Source organism: Pannonibacter anstelovis (assembly GCF_036881715.1).
Taxonomy (GTDB): domain Bacteria; phylum Pseudomonadota; class Alphaproteobacteria; order Rhizobiales; family Stappiaceae; genus Pannonibacter; species Pannonibacter anstelovis.
This window is the reverse complement of sequence record NZ_JBAKBF010000001.1, coordinates 145,275-164,298: the sequence shown is the minus strand read 5'-3', so window position 1 is coordinate 164,298 and position 19,024 is coordinate 145,275. Positions and strand designations below refer to the sequence as shown.

The 19,024-nt window shown below is 63.6% G+C and carries 15 protein-coding genes and 1 tRNA gene; 6 read left to right on the top strand and 10 right to left on the bottom strand.

Features of this window, described 5'->3' with window-relative positions; genetic code table 11:
• Positions 1 to 51: 51 nt before the first annotated feature.
• On the top strand, positions 52 to 1,281 hold the full coding sequence (locus V6L75_RS00755) for a hypothetical protein (protein WP_334249633.1): 1,230 nt from the start codon (positions 52 to 54) through the stop codon (positions 1,279 to 1,281).
• Between the two features lie 32 nt (positions 1,282 to 1,313).
• Here V6L75_RS00755 and V6L75_RS00750 read toward each other — a convergent pair whose 3' ends face one another.
• The 7 genes from V6L75_RS00750 to tpiA form a co-directional block, all read right to left on the bottom strand.
• The gene (locus V6L75_RS00750) at positions 1,314 to 2,051 is read right to left on the bottom strand and encodes a cytochrome c biogenesis CcdA family protein (RefSeq protein WP_334249632.1); all 738 of its coding nucleotides are present in this window, start codon (positions 2,049 to 2,051) and stop codon (positions 1,314 to 1,316) included.
• A gap of 307 nt (positions 2,052 to 2,358) precedes the next feature.
• Positions 2,359 to 2,655 (bottom strand): hypothetical protein, encoded by a 297-nt coding sequence (locus V6L75_RS00745; protein WP_334249631.1) that lies wholly within the window; start codon positions 2,653 to 2,655, stop codon positions 2,359 to 2,361.
• Positions 2,656 to 3,042: 387 nt separating this feature from the next.
• Positions 3,043 to 3,118 (bottom strand) — tRNA-Lys (locus V6L75_RS00740).
• Positions 3,119 to 3,267: 149 nt separating this feature from the next.
• Positions 3,268 to 4,104, bottom strand: a complete 837-nt coding sequence (locus tag V6L75_RS00735; RefSeq protein WP_334249630.1) for a VOC family protein — start codon at positions 4,102 to 4,104, stop codon at positions 3,268 to 3,270.
• A 46-nt stretch (positions 4,105 to 4,150) separates the two neighbouring features.
• Positions 4,151 to 5,779, bottom strand: coding sequence for a CTP synthase (gene pyrG / locus V6L75_RS00730; RefSeq protein ID WP_334249629.1), 1,629 nt, complete (start codon positions 5,777 to 5,779; stop codon positions 4,151 to 4,153).
• A gap of 185 nt (positions 5,780 to 5,964) precedes the next feature.
• On the bottom strand, positions 5,965 to 6,369 hold the full coding sequence (gene secG, locus V6L75_RS00725; RefSeq protein ID WP_334249628.1) for a preprotein translocase subunit SecG: 405 nt from the start codon (positions 6,367 to 6,369) through the stop codon (positions 5,965 to 5,967).
• A gap of 225 nt (positions 6,370 to 6,594) precedes the next feature.
• Positions 6,595 to 7,359, bottom strand: a complete 765-nt coding sequence (gene tpiA / locus V6L75_RS00720; RefSeq protein WP_334249627.1) for a triose-phosphate isomerase — start codon at positions 7,357 to 7,359, stop codon at positions 6,595 to 6,597.
• A 257-nt stretch (positions 7,360 to 7,616) separates the two neighbouring features.
• On the opposite strand from tpiA, the gene V6L75_RS00715 reads away from it, so the two are divergent.
• The 5 genes from V6L75_RS00715 to V6L75_RS00695 all read left to right on the top strand — a co-directional run bounded on the left by V6L75_RS00715 (position 7,617) and on the right by V6L75_RS00695 (position 13,180).
• Positions 7,617 to 9,512 (top strand): peptidylprolyl isomerase, encoded by a 1,896-nt coding sequence (locus V6L75_RS00715; RefSeq protein ID WP_334249626.1) that lies wholly within the window; start codon positions 7,617 to 7,619, stop codon positions 9,510 to 9,512.
• Between the two features lie 103 nt (positions 9,513 to 9,615).
• On the top strand, positions 9,616 to 10,629 hold the full coding sequence (gene trpD / locus V6L75_RS00710) for an anthranilate phosphoribosyltransferase (RefSeq protein ID WP_334249625.1): 1,014 nt from the start codon (positions 9,616 to 9,618) through the stop codon (positions 10,627 to 10,629).
• A gap of 3 nt (positions 10,630 to 10,632) precedes the next feature.
• The gene (gene trpC, locus V6L75_RS00705) at positions 10,633 to 11,433 is read left to right on the top strand and encodes an indole-3-glycerol phosphate synthase TrpC (RefSeq protein WP_334249624.1); all 801 of its coding nucleotides are present in this window, start codon (positions 10,633 to 10,635) and stop codon (positions 11,431 to 11,433) included.
• Positions 11,434 to 11,436: 3 nt separating this feature from the next.
• On the top strand, positions 11,437 to 11,964 hold the full coding sequence (moaC, locus tag V6L75_RS00700) for a cyclic pyranopterin monophosphate synthase MoaC (RefSeq protein WP_058899737.1): 528 nt from the start codon (positions 11,437 to 11,439) through the stop codon (positions 11,962 to 11,964).
• Position 11,965: 1 nt separating this feature from the next.
• Positions 11,966 to 13,180 (top strand): molybdopterin molybdotransferase MoeA, encoded by a 1,215-nt coding sequence (locus V6L75_RS00695; protein ID WP_334249623.1) that lies wholly within the window; start codon positions 11,966 to 11,968, stop codon positions 13,178 to 13,180.
• Positions 13,181 to 13,646: 466 nt separating this feature from the next.
• Here the strand turns inward: V6L75_RS00695 and adh are convergent, their stop codons facing one another.
• From adh to V6L75_RS00680, 3 genes are all read right to left on the bottom strand, one after another.
• Positions 13,647 to 15,161, bottom strand: a complete 1,515-nt coding sequence (adh, locus tag V6L75_RS00690) for an aldehyde dehydrogenase (RefSeq protein WP_425498653.1) — start codon at positions 15,159 to 15,161, stop codon at positions 13,647 to 13,649.
• 333 nt (positions 15,162 to 15,494) lie between these two features.
• Complete coding sequence (locus tag V6L75_RS00685) at positions 15,495 to 16,439, bottom strand: helix-turn-helix domain-containing protein (RefSeq protein WP_334249621.1); 945 nt, start codon at positions 16,437 to 16,439, stop codon at positions 15,495 to 15,497.
• A 210-nt stretch (positions 16,440 to 16,649) separates the two neighbouring features.
• A complete protein-coding gene (locus V6L75_RS00680; protein ID WP_334249620.1) occupies positions 16,650 to 18,755 on the bottom strand; it encodes a molybdopterin oxidoreductase family protein in 2,106 nt (701 codons plus the stop codon).
• Between the last annotated feature and the right edge of the window lie 269 nt (positions 18,756 to 19,024).

Sequence of the window (19,024 nt, the reverse complement as noted above, 5' to 3'; positions counted from 1 at the left end):
ACCGTGGAGAGCCGCAAGAAGGATGCCGGTGTCAGGGGGTCCGGGTCAGATATGGCCCGGGCACGCCTCGACATTGCCGCATGGGCTCTGTTCGCGCTTCTGTTCGGCACTGTCGGCTTTTCGGCCTACTGGTTTGCTCCGGCCCGTCCGGCCAACGGGCAGAATTACGCAGGCGTCATGCTGCCGCCTGCTGGCGAGGTTTCCGGGCCGACCGGAAGTATCGGCCGGACGGAAGCTGTGGTGAAGGATGGCGAAACCGTATCCATTGGCCTTCTCCCCTCTCCGCTTGGAACAGGCGGTGCAGAATCCATACGGCTGCTCGAGTCACGGCTGGAAACGCTGCAAAGAGAGGTGGTCTCCCTGCGGCGGCGTGTTCTTCAGATGACGGAGCTGAACGACGGCTATTCGAACAGACTTGCATCGCTCGAGACCGGGACCAGCGGCGGTCTCATAACTGGATCGATAGAGAACAATGTCCCCGCACCTGCCCAGCCAAGGCTTGCGGACATCGCTGCAGGCACATCGGAGCGGAGCGGAACGCTCCACGATGCAGGAGATCTGCCGAAGCTGGATCCCGAAGAGGCCAAAAGCCCGAAGACCGCGGTAAGCCTGCCCAAGCCCGATCCGCGCAAGACACGGCAGGCCGCCGTAGAGACATTACCAGCTCCTGAAACCCTGGCGGACCCTGGCTCTGCCGCGGCAAAGCCTCTTGCCGCCTCAGACATCAGCGCAATCATGTCACCGGCGGGCGCCGTAGCTGAGTCTCCGGGCAGCTCCTACGAGGGGCGAACTGCGGCGTTGTCGTCACCGGCGGAACCAGTGCGGCCGGTCCGGATTGTCAGCCTCCCCGCATCAAGCACGCCGCCGCCTGCAACGACCGCGGCCATTCCGCCGGAACCTGCGCCAGAAGATGCTCAGACCCCGCCGGAGGATGACGGGAGTGCCCTGATGATCCGCCCCGTCGACCCGGCCGGACGCACCATTGGCAGTGCGGACCGTATCGGCCGCAGCGATTTTGCCATTGAGATCGGCCGCTATGCCTCACGCTCCGCGGCCAGTGACAGCTGGGAGACCTTTGCTTCGGCCCATACGGACAAGATGAGCGGCTTGCGCGCCTTGACCCAGCCGGCCGGAGACGATCCTGAATCCGTGCGGCTTCTGGCCGGACCTTTCGCAAATGCTGCTGCGGCCTCCGTTGCCTGCCTGCGTCTTGAACTGGAACAGAAGGCCTGCGCGCCGACACTCTTTTCTGGCGAACCCCTTCCGGAAAGTTTCAGGTAAGCAGAAGCTGGTTTCCGGTTGTCACCAACGGATCAGCCGATCACCTGAAACTGCGGGAATGTCTCGAGCAGCCAATAGGAAAAGACAGCCATCTGGCCGGTCAGGAACATGACCCCGGTGAGCACCAGAACGACGCCCATCCCCTTCTCCACCTTGCCCATGTGGCGGCGGGCCTTCTGCATGAAGCGCAGGAATGGCCCTGCAAAGAGCGCCGCGATCAGAAACGGAATGCCAAGGCCCATGGCATAGGCGCTGAGCAGAATGGCACCACGCGCCACTGTTTCCTCGGAGCCGGCTACGAACAGAATGGCCGCCAGAACAGGCCCCACGCAAGGTGTCCAGCCAAAGCCAAAAGCCAGGCCGATCACATAGGCTCCGGCAAGGCCCGCCGGTTTGCGGTCCAGATGCACCCGCGCTTCCCGGTAGAGCAGCGGAATCCGGAAGAGCCCGAGGAAGTGCAGCCCCATGACGATGGTGAGCACACCGGCGACATAGCCGAGGATCTGAATATGCTGCGTCACCATCTGCCCGAGGAAGGAGGCACTGGCGCCAAGCAGCACGAAGACGGTCGAAAACCCCGCCACGAAGGCAAGCGCAGCAAAGAACACGCGCCGCACGGCCTCCTCGGTCCGGTCGCCGGCAGAGAGCTCTTCAAGGCTGGTCCCGGCGATAAAGCCCAGATAAGGCGGCACCAGCGGCAGCACGCATGGAGAAACGAAGGACAGAACTCCGGCGAAAACAGCACCTGCCAGTGTCACTTCCTGAATCATTCCCGCCACCTTTGTCAGAGATTCTGCCGCAAACCATACCGGGCAACGCCGGATCCATGTGCGTTCAAGGCACGATGCGCCAGCATCGCAAGACTTGGTATTTGGTCTTACCGCATTGCAGGGGATGAAATGAAGATGGCAGAAGCGCGCATCCCGCGAGGAATCGACATAGTTCGATCACCTTGCCGCGAGGTGCCCTCCCTCGAACGAACCATCAGGCTTGCGGATTGCAGCAAGACAGTTCGTATCCTTGAACAGCACGGCTTTGCTCAGCAAGCCTAGCTTGATCGGAAAGAAGCAAGGCAGCTCAGCTGTCCTGAAGCCCGCCGTCAACGACCTCAAAGCTCGGACGTATCACAACGCCGACGTCGCGGCCGTCGCGCAGTCCCTGCCGCCACTGATCCAGGACCAGCCGCAATGCAAGGGTCTGCCGGTTGTGCGGCAGCTGGGAGACCACACCCGCCAGGAACTCGTCGAGCAGGTCGCGATTCACAGCTCCTTGATGAATCAGTGCATTCACAAGGGTCAGCGTGGCGGCGATGTTGGCCTTTACGAAGTCGAACTCCGGCGAGGTCATTGATTGCGAAGCAGGGTTTTCCAGCATCGAGCGAGCCAATCTGCCAGATATCGATCTGGCGCTAGGGACAAACGTAACGTGAGGCTATCGGCAACCTGAAAAAGATTGCACGGCCCCCGCGACCCACCGCACCTACTGTGATTGTATTTTATGAGTAACCCAGTACACAATCCAGTCAATTTTTAACCGAATGGCTGTTTGGAAGGGCTCTCACTCGATTTTATCCGTAGATCTGCACAACTAACGATGTGTAATTTGTCAGAGGTCAGATCTTGCGCCGCTACATGTCAGAAAAAAGTGGCTCTTGCAGCTGAAACGAACTTGCACTCTCAAATCAATCCGGCGCGCGCGCGAAAAGCAGTGCACGCCTTGTGTCCGGCACACAGCATCAAACGACCCGGTTATTAAGGAGAGTGGTGAGCGAGCAGGGACTCGAACCCTGGACCAACTGATTAAAAGTCAGTTGCTCTACCAACTGAGCTACTCGCTCCCGCTAGGGAAACAGATGCGCCGCTGCGCCCGTCTGCTGGCGGTGTGTTTATGCCGGAAGGCGGCTGGGCGCAACCCGGAAAAAACACTTTCTGAGACTATCCACGAAGCTGTCAACATCCGGTGAAGACAGTCCGCCAAACGGCTGCGTCAGCCAGGCTCCACGACCAGCGTCACGCCGCAAAGGCTGCCAGCAGGAATGACGGACCGGGCAGCAACGTTCTTACCCGTCAACCGAAGGGCGGCAATGCAGGGCAACGCTCCCGGCAGCGCATCGGCTGCCGCATCACCGAGAAGGTGGCGGTAGGCAACGGGCGACAGGATCGAGATCTTGCCACGGGCTGTCTGGCATTCAATGCCAAGACTGGTGGCCCTGAGTTCCCGCACGCCGGTGAAGCCTTCAAGGAAAATGTGATGGTCAGCCGGATCCCGCGCTACCAGAATCACTTCGGCCAGCGCAGCCGCACCATTGGCATGGCGCTGGAACTCCGGCCTCCAGAAATTTTCCGGATAGAGATTGTGGCAGGTGAAGAAGCCAATCTCCGGCGCATCCGCGTCCCGGGTAAAGGTCAGGTCAAACCCGACCTTGCGCACGGTGCCATCAGGCGCAGCAGCTTCCCGGCCAAAGGAGAAGGGATCGAACACCGGCAACCCTGCGGCCGCAAAGGCTGCACGGTCTTCTGCCGCGCTGGTGCTGTCCAGCACCAGCATGGATGCACCTTCCCGTGTCTCCAGAAAATCCTGATTGAACCGGCCGAAGGAAAAGGCGGTTCCTGTGGCCGGCACGATGGCGGCACCGGACGGGACTGTCAGCAGTTCAAGGAAAGCACCGTCCAGCTGGACCAGACGGTTCTCTGTTCCCCAGGGGTGGCGGGCGCGGGGCGTCAGCGTGAAGCCGAGCGCCTCGAAGGCCTCTGCCGCCTGGTCAAGATCCCGGACCGCAATCACCACATGATCCAGTCCGCGTGCCTTTGCCGCCGCTGCCATGCCACTCACTCCCTGCCCTGCTCCGGCCTGAATGACCGCTCTGCCCTCAGACGAGACGGCTGCGCTTGATGGCCGCTTCGATGAAGGAAGCGAACAGCGGATGCGGCTCGAACGGACGGGACTTGAGTTCCGGGTGGTACTGCACGCCGATGAACCACGGATGACCGCTGATTTCCACCGTCTCTGGCAGAACCCCGTCCGGAGAGGTGCCGGCAAAGACCAGGCCGCAGCTTTCCAGCTGCTCACGGTAGCCAATGTTCACCTCATAGCGGTGGCGGTGGCGCTCCGAGATCAGCGTGCTGCCATAGACTTCGGCAATGCGCGAGCCCGGCTTCAGCGCCGCCTGATAGGCGCCAAGGCGCATGGTGCCGCCGAGATCATCGCCCGCCTGGCGCTGCTCTTTCTCGTTTCCGCGCGTCCACTCGGTCATCAGGCCGACAACCGGCTCTTCGGCGGGGCCGAATTCGGTAGAGCTGGCCTTCGTGATGCCTGCAAGATTACGTGCCGCTTCCAGCACCGCCATCTGCATGCCGAAGCAGATACCGAAATAGGGCACGTTACGGGTACGCGCGAACTGGGCAGCGGCAATCTTGCCTTCCGCGCCACGCTCGCCAAAGCCACCGGGGACCAGAATGCCGGCAACGCCTTCAAGATACGGCGCCGGATCTTCCTTTTCGAAGGTCTCGGACTCGATCCACTGCAGCTTCACCTTGACGTTGTTGGCGATGCCGCCATGGACAAGCGCCTCGATCAGCGACTTGTAGGCGTCCTTCAGCACGGTGTACTTGCCGACGATGGCGATGGTCACTTCGCCTTCCGGATTGGCGATACGGCGGGAGATCTCTTCCCAGCGGTCGAGCTTGGGTGCCGGTGCGCCAGTGATGCCGAAAGCCTTGAGGACTTCCTCGTCGAGGCCTTCCTTGTGATAGGCGATCGGCACATCGTAGATCGAGGCCACATCATAGGCCGGAATGACGGCGCTTTCCCGCACATTACAAAACTGCGACAGCTTGCGCCGCTCGTTTTCCGGAATGTGGCGGTCGCAGCGGATCATCAGGATGTCCGGCTGGATACCGATGGAGCGCAGCTCCTTGACCGAATGCTGGGTCGGCTTGGTCTTCATCTCGCCGGCGCTGGCGATATAGGGCATCAGCGTCAGGTGAATGTAGATCGCCTGACCGCGCGGCAGATCATTGCCGAGCTGGCGAATCGCCTCGAAGAACGGCAGGCCTTCGATGTCACCCACCGTGCCGCCGATCTCGACCAGCACGAAATCGACATCGTCGTTGCCGTCCAGCACGAAGGCCTTGATGGCATCGGTGACGTGCGGAATCACCTGCACCGTACCGCCCAGATAATCGCCGCGGCGTTCCTTGGCGATGATGTCCTGATAGATGCGGCCGGTGGTGATGTTGTCCTGCTTGGTCGCTGGGCGCCCGGTGAAGCGCTCATAGTGACCAAGATCAAGATCGGCCTCGGCGCCGTCGTCGGTGACGAAGACTTCGCCGTGCTGATACGGGCTCATGGTGCCCGGATCGACGTTGAGATAGGGGTCGAGCTTGCGAAGCCGGACCTTGTAACCGCGGGACTGAAGCAGGGCGCCAAGCGCAGCCGATGCCAGACCCTTCCCGAGCGAGGAAACCACGCCGCCAGTGATGAAAACGTATCGCGCCATGGAGCAACACCATACTGTGGTCCCTGCCGGATCGGCCAGCGGGGTCCAGTGGTTAAACACAACAAAAATGCCCTGCAGCAGATGTGCGCAGGGCACTTGAGAGATTTTTTCCGGCCATTCCGCCGGATACGGACCAGCTGCAGCGCCTGATCGCGCCGTCAGCATTCTCGAGCTCGCGGCAGCGCTTACTGCGCCGCCGGAACCTGCGGGCCGGAAGGCTGAGCCGGAGCCGTTGCGGGCGCCTGGGGCTGGGACTGCTGCTTCAGCACATCCAGAACGCCATTGCCTGCCGGGGGCACGGAACCATCGGCCGGCTGAGCGGCTCCCGGAACAACCGCGCTTCCGTCCAGAATGGAGCCAGGACCATCATCCATGCGGGCGATGAGGCTAAGGCCAAGCGACGTCGCAAAGAACAGGGCTGCAAGAATCGCTGTGGCGCGGGTCAGTACATTGGCCGTACCGCGGCTCGACATGAAGCCGCCACCGCCGCCGCCCATACCAAGAGCGCCACCTTCGGAGCGCTGCAGAAGGACGACAAGCACCAGGGCCAGCACGACCATCAGGTGAATGACGATAACTACCGTTTCCATTTTGGACCGATCATTCGTTTCAGTTTTGCGGCCTTCTACACCAGCCTTGCGGGAGTTTCCACCCTTGAAGGCCGGGAGATTGGCATCCCTTGTGACAAAAGACGCCTCGTGCACCGCAATCTGCCGGAACCTGAGCCATGAAGGCGTTCCTCTGCAGTTCGCGGCACCCTTTAGCCTATATATAAGCGTCAAGGGCCGGACAAACAGGCTCCGGCCCGCCCGGCATCAGGCATAGGCTGAAATGATGCCGAGGAAATCGGATGCCTTGAGGCTCGCACCGCCCACGAGGGCACCGTTGACATGCGGCACGGCCATCAGCTCTGCCGCGTTGGAGGGCTTCACCGAACCACCATAGAGCAGGCGCATGGCTGCCCCTTCCGCGCCGAAGCGGGCCTCCAGCGCGCTGCGGATGGCGGCATGCACCTCCGCCACGTCGGCCGCAGTGGGCGTCAGGCCGGTGCCAATCGCCCAGACGGGCTCATAGGCGATCACCGTATTGGCTGCCGTTGCACCCTCGGGAATCGAACCGGCAAGCTGCGTTCCGACCACATCCAGCGTCTTGCCGCCCTTGCGCTCGGCTTCGGTTTCACCAACGCAGATGATTGCGGTGAGGCCGGCGCGCCAGGCAGCTTCCGCCTTTGCCCGCACCATGGCATCGCTTTCGCCATGGTCGGTGCGCCGCTCGGAATGGCCTACGAGAACGGCGCTGGCGCCGGCATCTTTCAGCATTTCAGCGGAAATGTCGCCTGTATGGGCACCCGAAGCCTTGGCATGGCAGTCCTGACCGCCGAGCGCGACCTTCGAAGCAACGGAGGACTTCGCAAGACCTGCGATCAGTGTTGCGGGCGGGCAGATCATCACGTCCACCTTGCCCGCGACAGCAGCATCAAGCCCCTGCCCCAGCGCCTGGAATTCGGCGGAAGCTGCGGCAAGGCCGTTCATCTTCCAGTTTCCGGCGACAAGCGGACGGATTGCGGCGGCATGGCTCATGGCGGTCTCCTCAAGATCTGTCCGGCGCACAGGCTGGCGGGACAGCAGCATGGTTCCTGGTGGCCACTTCGCTACCCAGCAGAGGTTCAAAGTGCAAGTCTCATCGCATCTTTCCCGCACTTCCTGCGCATTTCTGCGTGTGCGCGCGCATCTGTCAGTTCCCGGCTATTGTCCGCCGCCCCTTGAGCCGCTATTCAGAACCACCGCTCCGGGACCTTTTGCTCCGGACATGAGCCTATGGAATTACGGGAGACATCATGCTCGACGCGCTGCGCAAGGGCGCCGGCACCTGGGTTGCCAAGATCTTCATCGCCCTGCTCATCCTGAGCTTTGCCGTCTGGGGTATCGCCGACATTTTCCGCAACTTCGGCAACAATGTCGTGGCCAAGGTGGGTGATACGGAAATTTCCGTGGCTGACTTTGATCTCGCCTACCGGCGCGAACTGAATGCCGTGAGCCGCCAGATTGGCCGGCCGCTGTCCACCACGGAAGGCGCGCAGTTCGGCGTACCGCAGCAGGTGCTTGCCCGGATGATTGCAGAAGCTGCCATGAATGACATGGCCGCAGACATGAAACTGGGCATCTCCGACGATGAACTGCGCCGGATGATCCAGGAAAACCCGGCTTTCCAGCGTCCGGGCGGCGGCTATGACCGCAACAGCCTGGTGCAGCTGCTGCGCGCCAACGGCATCTCCGAAGATGACTTCGTGCGTGAGCAGCGCCTCTTGTCCGGCCGCCAGCAGATCGCAGGCGCCCTGACGGACAATATCAAGACGCCGGAGGCGATGCTGAGCGCCTTCAACATCTTCGAGAACGAAACCCGTACCGTGCGTTACATCGCCGTACCGCCATCGGCCGCAGGCGAGATTCCTGCGCCCACCGATGAGGCACTGCAAAGTTTCTATGAAACGCGCAAAGAAGACTTCCGCGCGCCCGAATACCGCAGCCTCTCCATCCTTCAGCTTCTGCCGCAGTCTCTGGCAAAGCCCGATGAGGTGACGGACGAGGAAGCCAGAAAGGCCTACGACCGCGCCGGCAACCGTTTCCGCACGGTTGAGCAGCGCCGCGTGCTGCAGATGCCCTTCCCCGATTCGGCTGCAGCTGAAGCCGCAGCCGCCGAACTTGCAGCAGGGACAAAGACCTTTGCCCAGCTGATGGAAGAACGTGGTCTGAAGGACAGCGACGTGAACCTTGGCCTGATGGCGAAGGACAAGTTCCTCGATCCGGCCATTGCGGAAGCCGCCTTCTCGCTGCCCGAGCGCGGCGTAAGCGGTGCCGTGCAGGGCCGTTTCACCACCGTTATTCTGGAAGTGGCCGGGATCCAGCCGGAAGCCGTGCGTCCGTTCGACGAGGTGAAGGCCGAGCTGAAGCAGGAGATCGCTCTGGAAAAGGCCGAGCAGGACGTTCAGGACCTGCATGACGAAATCGAAGATGCCCGCGCAGGCGGAGCAACTCTCGCCGAAGTCGCTGGCCGCTTCTCGCTGACCACATCCGAAATCCCGGCCGTGGACAGCAATGGCCGCGACGACGCCGGTCAGCCGGTGACCCTGCCTGATGCTGACGGCCTGCTGGGAGATGCCTTCGAAAGCGACGTTGGTATCGAAAACAACCCTCTGCCGCTGGGCCAGCGCGGCTTTGTCTGGTTCGACGTGACCAAGGTGACCCCGGCCCGCGACCGCGAACTTTCCGAAGTCCGCGATGCCGTTGTTCAGGCCTGGACTGAGAAGGAACGTGACCAGAAGCTGCTGAACCTTTCGGCAGACATGGCCACCCGGGTTCGCGGCGGTGAAACGCTCGACGCCGTAGCCGCTGCCGCTGGCCTTGAAGTCAAGACCTCCGACAGCTTCAAGCGTAACGGCCAGCCAGCCGGCCTGCCGCAGGAAGCCGTCGAGGAAGCCTTCAGCGGTCCTTCCGGCACCGTTCTGGACACCATGGGCGCCGATGGCGGCCGTCTGGTGATGGTGGTCGACAGTGTGTCTGCTCCTGCCTTCTTCCGCGAAGAAGAAAGCATCAAGCAGATCGACACGCAGATCAGCGAGCAGCTCTCCGCCTCTCTCCTCAATCTTGTGATCAACAAGGTCGAGGCTGACAAGGGCGTCGAAATCAACCAGCAGGCTCTGCAGCTGGTGATTGGCGGCCCGTCACAGAACTGACCGCGGAACGGACAATAGCCCCGGCGCAGGTCGCCGGGGCGGCCATAACAGGAAAGCCGCCGGCCTCAGAAAAGGCCGGATGAAAACCGGAAGAGGGACAGGCATGAGCGGGCTCAAACCCTTTATCGCCAAAGTAGCTGAAGGTGCGTCTCTGGATTTCGAGGATGCGCGCGCGGCCTTTGACGTGATCCTGTCCGGCGCGGCAACGCCTTCCCAGCTCGGCGGCTTTCTGATGGCCCTGCGCATGCGCGGCGAAAGCATTGATGAAGTCACCGGCGCCGTCGCCTCCATGCGCGCCCGCATGCTGCCGGTCGACGTGACCGCTGATGCCATCGATATCGTCGGCACGGGCGGAGATGCCACCGGCTCCTACAACATTTCCACCTGCGCTGCGCTGGTCGTGGCAGGCTGCGGCGTGCCCGTTGCCAAACACGGCAACCGCTCGCTGTCCTCGAAATCCGGTTCCTCCGAGGCTCTGGCGCAGCTCGGCGTCAACATCGACATCGGCCCGGACAAGATCGCGGCCTGCGTCGATGAGGCCGGTATCGGCTTCATGTTTGCTCCGCTCCATCATGCCGCGATGAAGCATGTCGGCCCGACCCGCATGGAACTTGGCACCCGCACCATCTTCAACCTGCTTGGGCCCCTGTCGAGCCCGGCTGGCGTCAAGCGCCAGATGACCGGTGTGTTCGATGGCCGCTGGGTGGAGCCAATTGCACAGGTGCTGAAGAACCTTGGCTCGGAATCTGTCTGGATCGTCCATGGCAGCGACGGCATGGACGAGATCACCACCACCGGCCCGACGAAGGTGGCCGAACTGAAGAACGGCACCATCCGCACATTCGAGATCACGCCGGAAGACGCAGGCCTGTCCCGCGCCCGTTTTGAGGATCTCAAGGGCGGCACGCCGGAAGAGAACGCTGCCGCCCTGCGCGCCGTGCTCTCCGGCGCGAAGAACGCCTACCGGGACGTAGTGCTGTTCAACGCCGCTGCCTCGCTGATCGTTGCGGGCAAGGCGGCAGACCTCAAGGAAGGCGTGGCGCAGGCAGCCCGCTCCATCGACACGGGCGATGCCCTCGACCGGCTGGAACGGCTGGTGGCAGTTTCGAACGGATAAGCCATGGCAGACATTCTCACCCGCATCGAAGCCTACAAGCGCGAGGAAATCGCCGCTGCCAAGGCTGAACGCACGCTTTCCAGTCTGCTGGAGGCGGCCAAGTCCGTCGAGGCACCGCGCGGTTTCGAGCGGGCCATCCGCGCCAAGCACGCCGCCGGGGACTATGCCCTCATTGCCGAGATCAAGAAGGCAAGCCCGTCCAAGGGGCTGATCCGCGCCGACTTCGATCCACCCGCCCTGGCACGTGCCTATGAGGCAGGTGGTGCGGCCTGCCTGTCCGTGCTGACTGATACACCCTCGTTTCAGGGCAAGCCGGAGTTTCTGACTGCTGCGCGTGATGCCGTTAGCCTGCCTGCCTTGCGCAAGGATTTCCTCTACGACACCTATCAGGTGGCCGAGGCCCGCGCCTGGGGGGCGGATTGCATCCTGATCATCCTCGCCGCCGTTGATGATGCACTGGCGAAGGATCTGGAGGACGCCGCCTTCGGCCTTGGCATGGATGTGCTGCTGGAAGTGCATGACGAGGTGGAGCTGGAGCGGGCGCTGAAACTCACCTCGCCGCTGCTCGGCATCAACAACCGCAATCTCAAGACCTTTGACGTGTCCCTGACGACGAGCGAGCGGCTGGCGCCGATGATCCCGGCTGAGCGCATCATCGTCGGAGAATCGGGCCTCTTCACTCCGGCGGATCTCGCCCGCATGGAAGCCTGCAACATCTCCACCTTCCTCATCGGCGAAAGCCTAATGCGGCAGGCCGATGTGGAAAGCGCCACCCGCACCCTGCTCTCCCGCAGCGGAGCCTGAGCCATGGCTGGCGGCGGCCCCGAACGGGATCAGGACCATCTGACGCATCTTGATGCCTCCGGCAGCGCCTCGATGGTGGATGTGGGGGACAAGGCCGTCACCCGCCGCAGCGCCACCGTCACCGGCGAAGTGAAGATGCATGCGGACACGCTGGCGCTGATCCTTTCGGGCAATGCGAAGAAGGGCGATGTCATCGCCACCGCCCGCATTGCCGGCATCATGGCCGCCAAGCGCACCCATGAGCTGATCCCGCTCTGCCATCCGCTGCTTCTGTCGAAGATCAGCGTCGATATAGAGCCCGATCACGCCCTGCCAGGCCTGAAAGTCAGCGCCACCGCCACCGTCACCGGCCAGACCGGGGTGGAAATGGAAGCGATGACCGCCTGTTCCGTCGCCTGCCTCACCATTTATGACATGGCCAAGGCCGTGGACCGGGGCATGGAGATTGGCCGCATCCACCTTGCCGAAAAGCTCGGCGGACGCTCCGGCCATTATGTTGCCGGACCGGAAAACGCACCAAAGGAGCCCTGACATGGCCTTGATGCCGGTTGACGATGCGCTGCGGCAGCTTCTCACCGGCGTTGCGCCGCTGGGCCTTGAGAACGTCCCGCTGGCGCGGGCCAATGGCCGCATTCTGGCAGCGGACCTTGCCGCCACCCGCACCCAGCCGCCCTTCCCCGCCTCCTCCATGGATGGCTATGCCCTGCGCGCCACCGATTGCGCCGCAGCGGGTGCCGTGCTCACCGTCATCGGCGAGGCTCCTGCGGGCCATGCCTTTTCCGGCAAGGTCGGTGCGGGCGAGGCCGTGCGCATCTTCACGGGCGCACCGGTGCCCGATGGCGCGGATGCCATCCTCATTCAGGAAAACGCCACCCGCGAGGGAGACCGCCTCACCGCGCTGGAGCCGGTTCGTCCCGGCCAGTTCGTCCGGCCCGCCGGGCTCGACTTTGCGCAAGGCGATGTGCTGCTGAAGGCAGGGCTGAAGCTCGACTACCGCAGCCTTGCGCTGGCTGCAGCCATGAACCACGCCGCCCTGCCCGTCTGGCGCCAGCCGAAGGTTGCCATCATCGCCACGGGCGATGAACTGGTCCTGCCGGGCGGCACGCCGGGGCCGGACCAGATCATCGCGTCCAACCACTGCGGCATTGCGGCCCTCGTCGAAGATTGCGGCGGCATTCCGCTGGATCTCGGCCTTGCCAGTGATGACCCTGCCGATATCGCCGCCCGCGTGCGTGAGGGGCTGGCGGCAGAGGCCGATATTCTCGTCACGCTTGGCGGGGCGTCGGTCGGCGATCATGACCTTGTGCAAGCGGTGCTGGGCGGGGAAGGCATGAAGCTGGATTTCTGGCGCATCGCCATGCGCCCCGGCAAGCCGCTGATGGCGGGCAACCTTGGCCGCACCAAGGTTCTGGGCCTGCCCGGCAACCCGGTCTCCAGCCTCGTCTGCGCCCTCCTGTTCCTGCGCCCGCTGATGGCCGTGATGACAGGCACGAGCCTCGAGGCCGCCATGACGGGCAAGCGCACCACCGCCACCCTCACCGGCCCGGTTCCGGCCAATGACCAGCGCCAGGACTACCTGCGCGCCAGCCTCACCACCCACCCGGACGGCACCCGCAGCGTCACCCCCTTCACCCGGCAGGACAGCTCCATGCTCTCGCTGCTGGCCGCCTCCGGCGCCCTCATCCTCCGCCCCCCGCATGCCCCGGCGCTGGATGCCGGAGCAGAGGTGGATGTGCTGGTGGTGTGAGGGGCACAAGGAGCGTCAAGGCGGTGGGCAGACGGAACCATTGCGTATCAACATACACGGCGTCGCCCCGGCCTTCGAGCCGGGGCCTACTAGCTTGTAGAGAGCTGCTATAGTCCGCCGCAGCGAAGCATGGATGGCCTCATGCGCCCGCCGCTGCTTCCATAATCCCTATCGCGTCTCTGCAAGCGAGTAGGCCCCGGGTCTGCGCTTCACTCCGCCCGGGGCGACGCCCGCAGTGATGGGCAAGGCAGTGCGTCCCTGCCGTCAATCGTTCTGCCGCCTTTCCGCCGTCATCCCCGCGCAGGCGGGGATCCAGTAGCCCCGGTGTCAGCCATCTCCTGCTCCGGTCGCACTGGATCCCGGTCTTGCCGCTGCGCGTCAAGCCGGGATGACATGGAGAGCGCGTCCCATACAAAAAAGCGGCACGGTTGCCCGTGCCGCAGTTGGATGTGTCCCGGGAGGGAGATCAGAAGAAGCCGAGCTTGTTGGGGTTGTAGCTGACGAGGATGTTCTTCGTCTGCTGGTAGTGATCGAGCATCATCTTGTGGGTCTCGCGGCCAATGCCGGACTGCTTGTAGCCGCCGAAGGCCGCGTGGGCGGGATAGGCGTGGTAGTTGTTGACCCAGACGCGGCCTGCCTCGATGGCCCGGCCGAAGCGGTAGGCGCGGGTGCCGTCGCGGGTCCACACACCGGCGCCAAGGCCGTACATGGTGTCATTGGCGATATGCAGCGCCTCTTCTTCCGTCTTGAAGGTGGTGACGGAGACGACGGGGCCGAAGATTTCCTCCTGGAACACGCGCATCTTGTTGTGGCCCTTGAGGATGGTCGGCTGGATGTAGAAGCCGTTGGCCAGATCCCCGCCGAGACGGGCGGCATCGCCGCCGGTCAGCACTTCCGCGCCTTCCTCGACGCCGATCTGCAGATAGGACATGATCTTGTCATGCTGCTGCTGGCTGGCCTGTGCGCCCACCATGGTGGACGGGTCACGCGGGTCGCCCTGCTTGATGGCCTTCACGCGGGCGATGCAGCGGGCGATGAATTCCTCGTAGATGTCTTCCTGGATCAGCGCGCGCGACGGGCAGGTGCAAACTTCGCCCTGGTTGAAGGCAAAGAGCACGAAGCCTTCGACCGCCTTGTCGAGATAGGCGTCATCCTGCGCCATCACGTCGGAGAAGAAGATGTTGGGGCTCTTGCCGCCCAGTTCCAGTGTCACCGGAATGAGGTTGACCGTCGCCGCTTCCATGATCTTGCGGCCTGTGGCGGTGGAGCCGGTGAAGGCGATCTTGGCGATGCGGCCGGACGAGGCCAGTGCGTGGCCAGCTTCAGCGCCGGTGCCGTTGACGATGTTGAGCACGCCTGCCGGCAGAAGATCGCCGATGAGTTCGGCCAGAACCAGAATGGCCGCCGGGGTCTGTTCGGCCGGCTTCATGACGATGCAGTTGCCCGCCGCCAGCGCAGGCGCCAGTTTCCACGCAGCCATCAGGATGGAGAAGTTCCACGGAATGATCTGGCCGACGACACCCAGCGGCTCATGGAAGTGATAGGCGACCGTGTCATGGTCGATCTCGCTCATGGTGCCTTCCTGCCCGCGCAGCACACCGGCGAAATAGCGGAAGTGATCGACGGAGAGCGGAATGTCGGCAGCGGTCGTCTCGCGGATCGGCTTGCCGTTGTCCCAGGTTTCGGCGGCAGCCAGAACGTCGAGATTGGCCTCCATCACATCGGCGATCTTCAGAAGGATGTTGGCGCGGTGGGCGGCAGAGGTCTTGCCCCAGGCCTCACGTGCCGCATGGGCGGCATCCAGCGCGGCGTTGATGTCGGCGGCATCGGAACGGGCCACCTCACAGATCTTGGCGCCGGTGATCGGGGTGATGTTGTCCATGTAGCGGCCGCTGACCGGCGGCACGAACTTGCCACCAATGAAATTGTCATAGCGTTCGCGGAACGGTGAAACGGTGCGGAAATCCGGGTGGCTCTGCATGTTCATGGCTGTCTCCTCCAACGGGCCGCCTCCTCGCGGCCATGGGAAGAGCTTGACGCACTGCGGACGGCCTGTGGAGCCATGGCCGGGAACGCCTGCCCGTGCCCTGTCGCAGTTCTGCGACAGATGGAGCCGGGTTTGTGTGGGTTGGGTATCCGAGCTGCGCTGCGATGATTGATGGAAAGCCGTTCCACCGCAGCTACTCACCTTGTCATCCCCGCGCAGGCGGGGATCCAGTAACCCCGGTATCTGCCATCATGTCCGCCGGGGTTACTTGATCCCGGTCTTGCCGCTGCGCGGCAAACCGGGATGACATGGCCAGAGGTTTCCCCCTCATTCCTTCGCCAGCTTCCGGTGCAGCGTCGCACGGGAGAGGCCGAGGGCGCGGGAGGCGGCGGAGACGTTGCCCGAGGCCCTGGCGAGCGCCCGGTGCAAAACCGCGCGTTCCGCATCTTCCAGCCGCTCGTGCACCGGCAGCCCGAGAAGATCGGCAAGCGGGCGCGGGTTTACGGCAGGATCGGCGGCAAGGCCAAGCAGCGCCCGCGCCCCGCGCGTTGCGCCGATGACGAGATCATCCTCATTCACCGCCACAAGCGCAGCAAGGCTGTGACTGCCGCCGCCCGGCACCAGCACCACACGGGCTTTCGGGAAGGCGGCGTGGAAAAGATCAGCCTCCACCTTCTGAGCCGTGTTCTGCACCGTCTGGCTGATGAGGCTGAGCACGGCGGAAGGTACATCCTGCTCAGCCGTGGAAACGTCGATTACCGCCGCCAGCTGCCCTGTTGCGTCATGCACGGGGGCGGAGGTGCAGGTGAGGCCGATGTTGCGGGCAAGGAAATGCTGGTCGCGGTGGATTGTCACCGCCCTGCCCTCGGCAAGGCAGGTGCCGATACCGTTGGTGCCAGCCTCCGCCTCGGACCAGACGGCGCCGGTCCACAGGCCAGAATCGGCAAAGTCGCGGTCTTCGGACGGATTGCCGCGCCGCTCCACCGCGATGCCTTCCGCATCGGCCAGCACAACACAGGCGCCAAGGCCGCCGATGGTCTGGAACAGCCAGTCGAGATGGGGGGCTGCGGTTGCCACCAGCCCGCCCATGCGCTCGCGCACGAGGGCAAGCTCCTGCGCCGTCAGGCGCGGCTCCACCCGGCGCTTCACCGGATCAAGGCCATGAAGATGGGCCGAACGGGCCCAGGATGCGGCAATGGGCGAGCGCGCCGCCTGCCCGCTGGCAAGCGCCGCCTCGATGCGGCTCTGATGCTGAGACGTCACCGTCGACATGTCTGGTTCCTCCCGCAAGACTCAGGCCGTAGGCCTCCCGCCCGAAGGAGCAGAAGGCAGGCAGAAGCCCCTGAGGCGGCAGGCACCACTCCCGGCGGGCCTTTGCTGCAAGGACGCGGATCTCTCCCTTCCGCGAACCTCAAGGCCCCCAATGCGCTCCATGCCGCAAGGAAAGACTAGCAGCTTGCACGCCCGCACGCCAACAGCTGATTATGACGCTGCTGGGCGCACCCACACCGCGCAATCGTGGAAGGCCGCGCCGCCGTAGGGCGCGATGGGTTCGGCGCCGATCAGCGTGTTGATGCCATTGCCGTCTTCAAAGGCCGTGTTGGGCCAGATGCCTTCCGACACCACTGTTCCGGGCGCAATCCCTTCCACAAGGCGCAGATGCAGACGCACCTCGCCGCGCCGGTTGCCCAGAATGACGCGCGCGCCATCCTCCAGTCCCGCTGCGGCGGCTTCTTCTGGACGCATCCAGACTTCCGGCCGCCCGCCTTCCTTCTTTGTAGAGCCCGGCGTTTCGGTGAAGCTGGAGTTTAGGAACGATCGGGCCGGCGCCGTCACCAGCCGGAACGGATGCTCCGCATCGGCATTTTCAACCGCGTTCCAGTAGTCCGGCAGCCGCGGCATGGCTGCATGAGCGCCAAAGGGCTTTCCGTCTTCCGGCCGGTTGGGCGCGGCGGTGAAACCCCAGTCCACCTTGAAGTGATACTTGCCATCCGCATGGCCGAAGCCATCAAGATAATGGGCGGTGCGGAAGTCCGGCTGCAGATCCTTCCAGCGCCCGGCTTCCAGCTCCGCAAGCGTGCCATAGCCGGAATTGACAAGCATCCAGTCCACATGCTCGCGGGCGCTCATGTGGAAACCGGGATGATACTTTGCTCCAAGACGCTTCGCCAGTTCATTGATAACGAATATGTTTTCCCGCGCCTCGCCCGGCGATTCCGTGAGCTTCGGGCCAAACAGCATGTACTGATGGCCGCCGCCCCGGTAGATGTCGTCATGCTCCAGAAACTGGGTCGCGGGCAGCACAATGTCGGCATAACGGGCGGTGTCCGTCATGAACTGCTCATGCACCACGGTGAAGAGATCCTCGCGGGCAAAACCCTGCTTCACCAGCGTCTGCTCGGGTGCGACCGAAACCGGATTGGTGTTCTGGATCAGCAGCGCCGTCACCGGCGGGCCGCCAGCCAGCGCCTCCGTGTCACCGGTCAGCACTCGGCCGATGAGGCTCTGGTCGAGGAACCTGGTGCCTGTGCGCAGGGAACTGCCCTCGACCATCGACTTGTCGAGCTTGTAGATCGCCCCGTTGTTGTGAAAGGCCCCGCCTCCCTCATACTGCCAGGAGCCGGCAACGGCAGCGATGCTGGCCGCCGCATGCATGGAGACAGCGCCGTTGCGGCTGCGGGTAAAGCCATAGCCAAGACGGATGAAGGTACGCTTCACCTCGCCGATCATCCGGGCGAGCTGCGTGATCTCTGCAGCCGGAACGCCGGTGATCGCCTCGGCCCATTCCGGCGTGCGGGTGGCAAGATGCGCCTCCAGCTCATCCGGGCAGTCGGTGTAACGGGCAAGATACTCCCGGTCGGCCAGACCGTCACGGAACAGCACATGCATGATGGCACAGGCCAGCGCCGCGTCGCTGCCAGGCTTGAGCACGATGCCTATATCGGCCTGCTTCATCGTTTCCGTGCGGTAGACGTCGATCACGATGATCTTCGCGCCGCGCGTCTTGCGGGCGGTGATGGCGTGGGTCATCACATTCACTTGTGTGGCCACCGCATTGGTGCCCCAGATGATGATCTGGTCCGCCTTCGTCATCTCGCGCGGATCGGGCCCGGCCAGAAGCCCGGTTCCGGCCACATAGCCGGTCCAGGCCGGATTGGTGCAGATCGAGGAAAACTGCTGCGAATAGCCCTTGGCATGGCGCAGGCGATGAATGCTGTCGCGCTGCACCAGCCCCATGGTGCCGGCGTAGTAATAGGGCCAGACCGTCTCCGGCCCGTGCTTGGCCTCCGCCTCCAGAAAACGCGCAGCAATAAGGTCCAGTGCCTCGTCCCAGGTGATGGGCTCGAACCGCCCTTCCCCCTTCGCCCCAACGCGGGCCATTGGCGTCAGCAGCCGGTCCGGATGATAGAGCCGCTCGGCATAGCGGGCGACCTTGGCGCAGATGACACCGGCCGTGTAGGCATTGTCCGCCGCCCCGCGCAGGCGGCCAATACGGCCCTCTGCCGTCACCTCCACATCCAGCGCGCAGGTGGAAGGGCAGTCATGCGGACAGGCGGAATGGGCGGTGATGGTGACAGGCTTGTTCATCTTCGGTCTTTTCGGGGTTCCCGTGGCGCCGCCCCAAAGCGGGATTCCACTTAAGGCAGAGTGAGGCCGCCTGCGGGTCGCAGGCCAGCCGGGAGCAGTGTCGTCTTCGTTTGGCAGCTTTCGGGACACCAGCGCATGAAGTCAAGCCGGGGCATCAGGCAATCGCAAGCCTGGGCCCCTTCCGCCGGAAAAAGGCGAAGCGATGACTGCCCAAGCCCATGCGCCCATTGGCACAAATCAACCCGTCTGATCTCATTGCACAGACCACG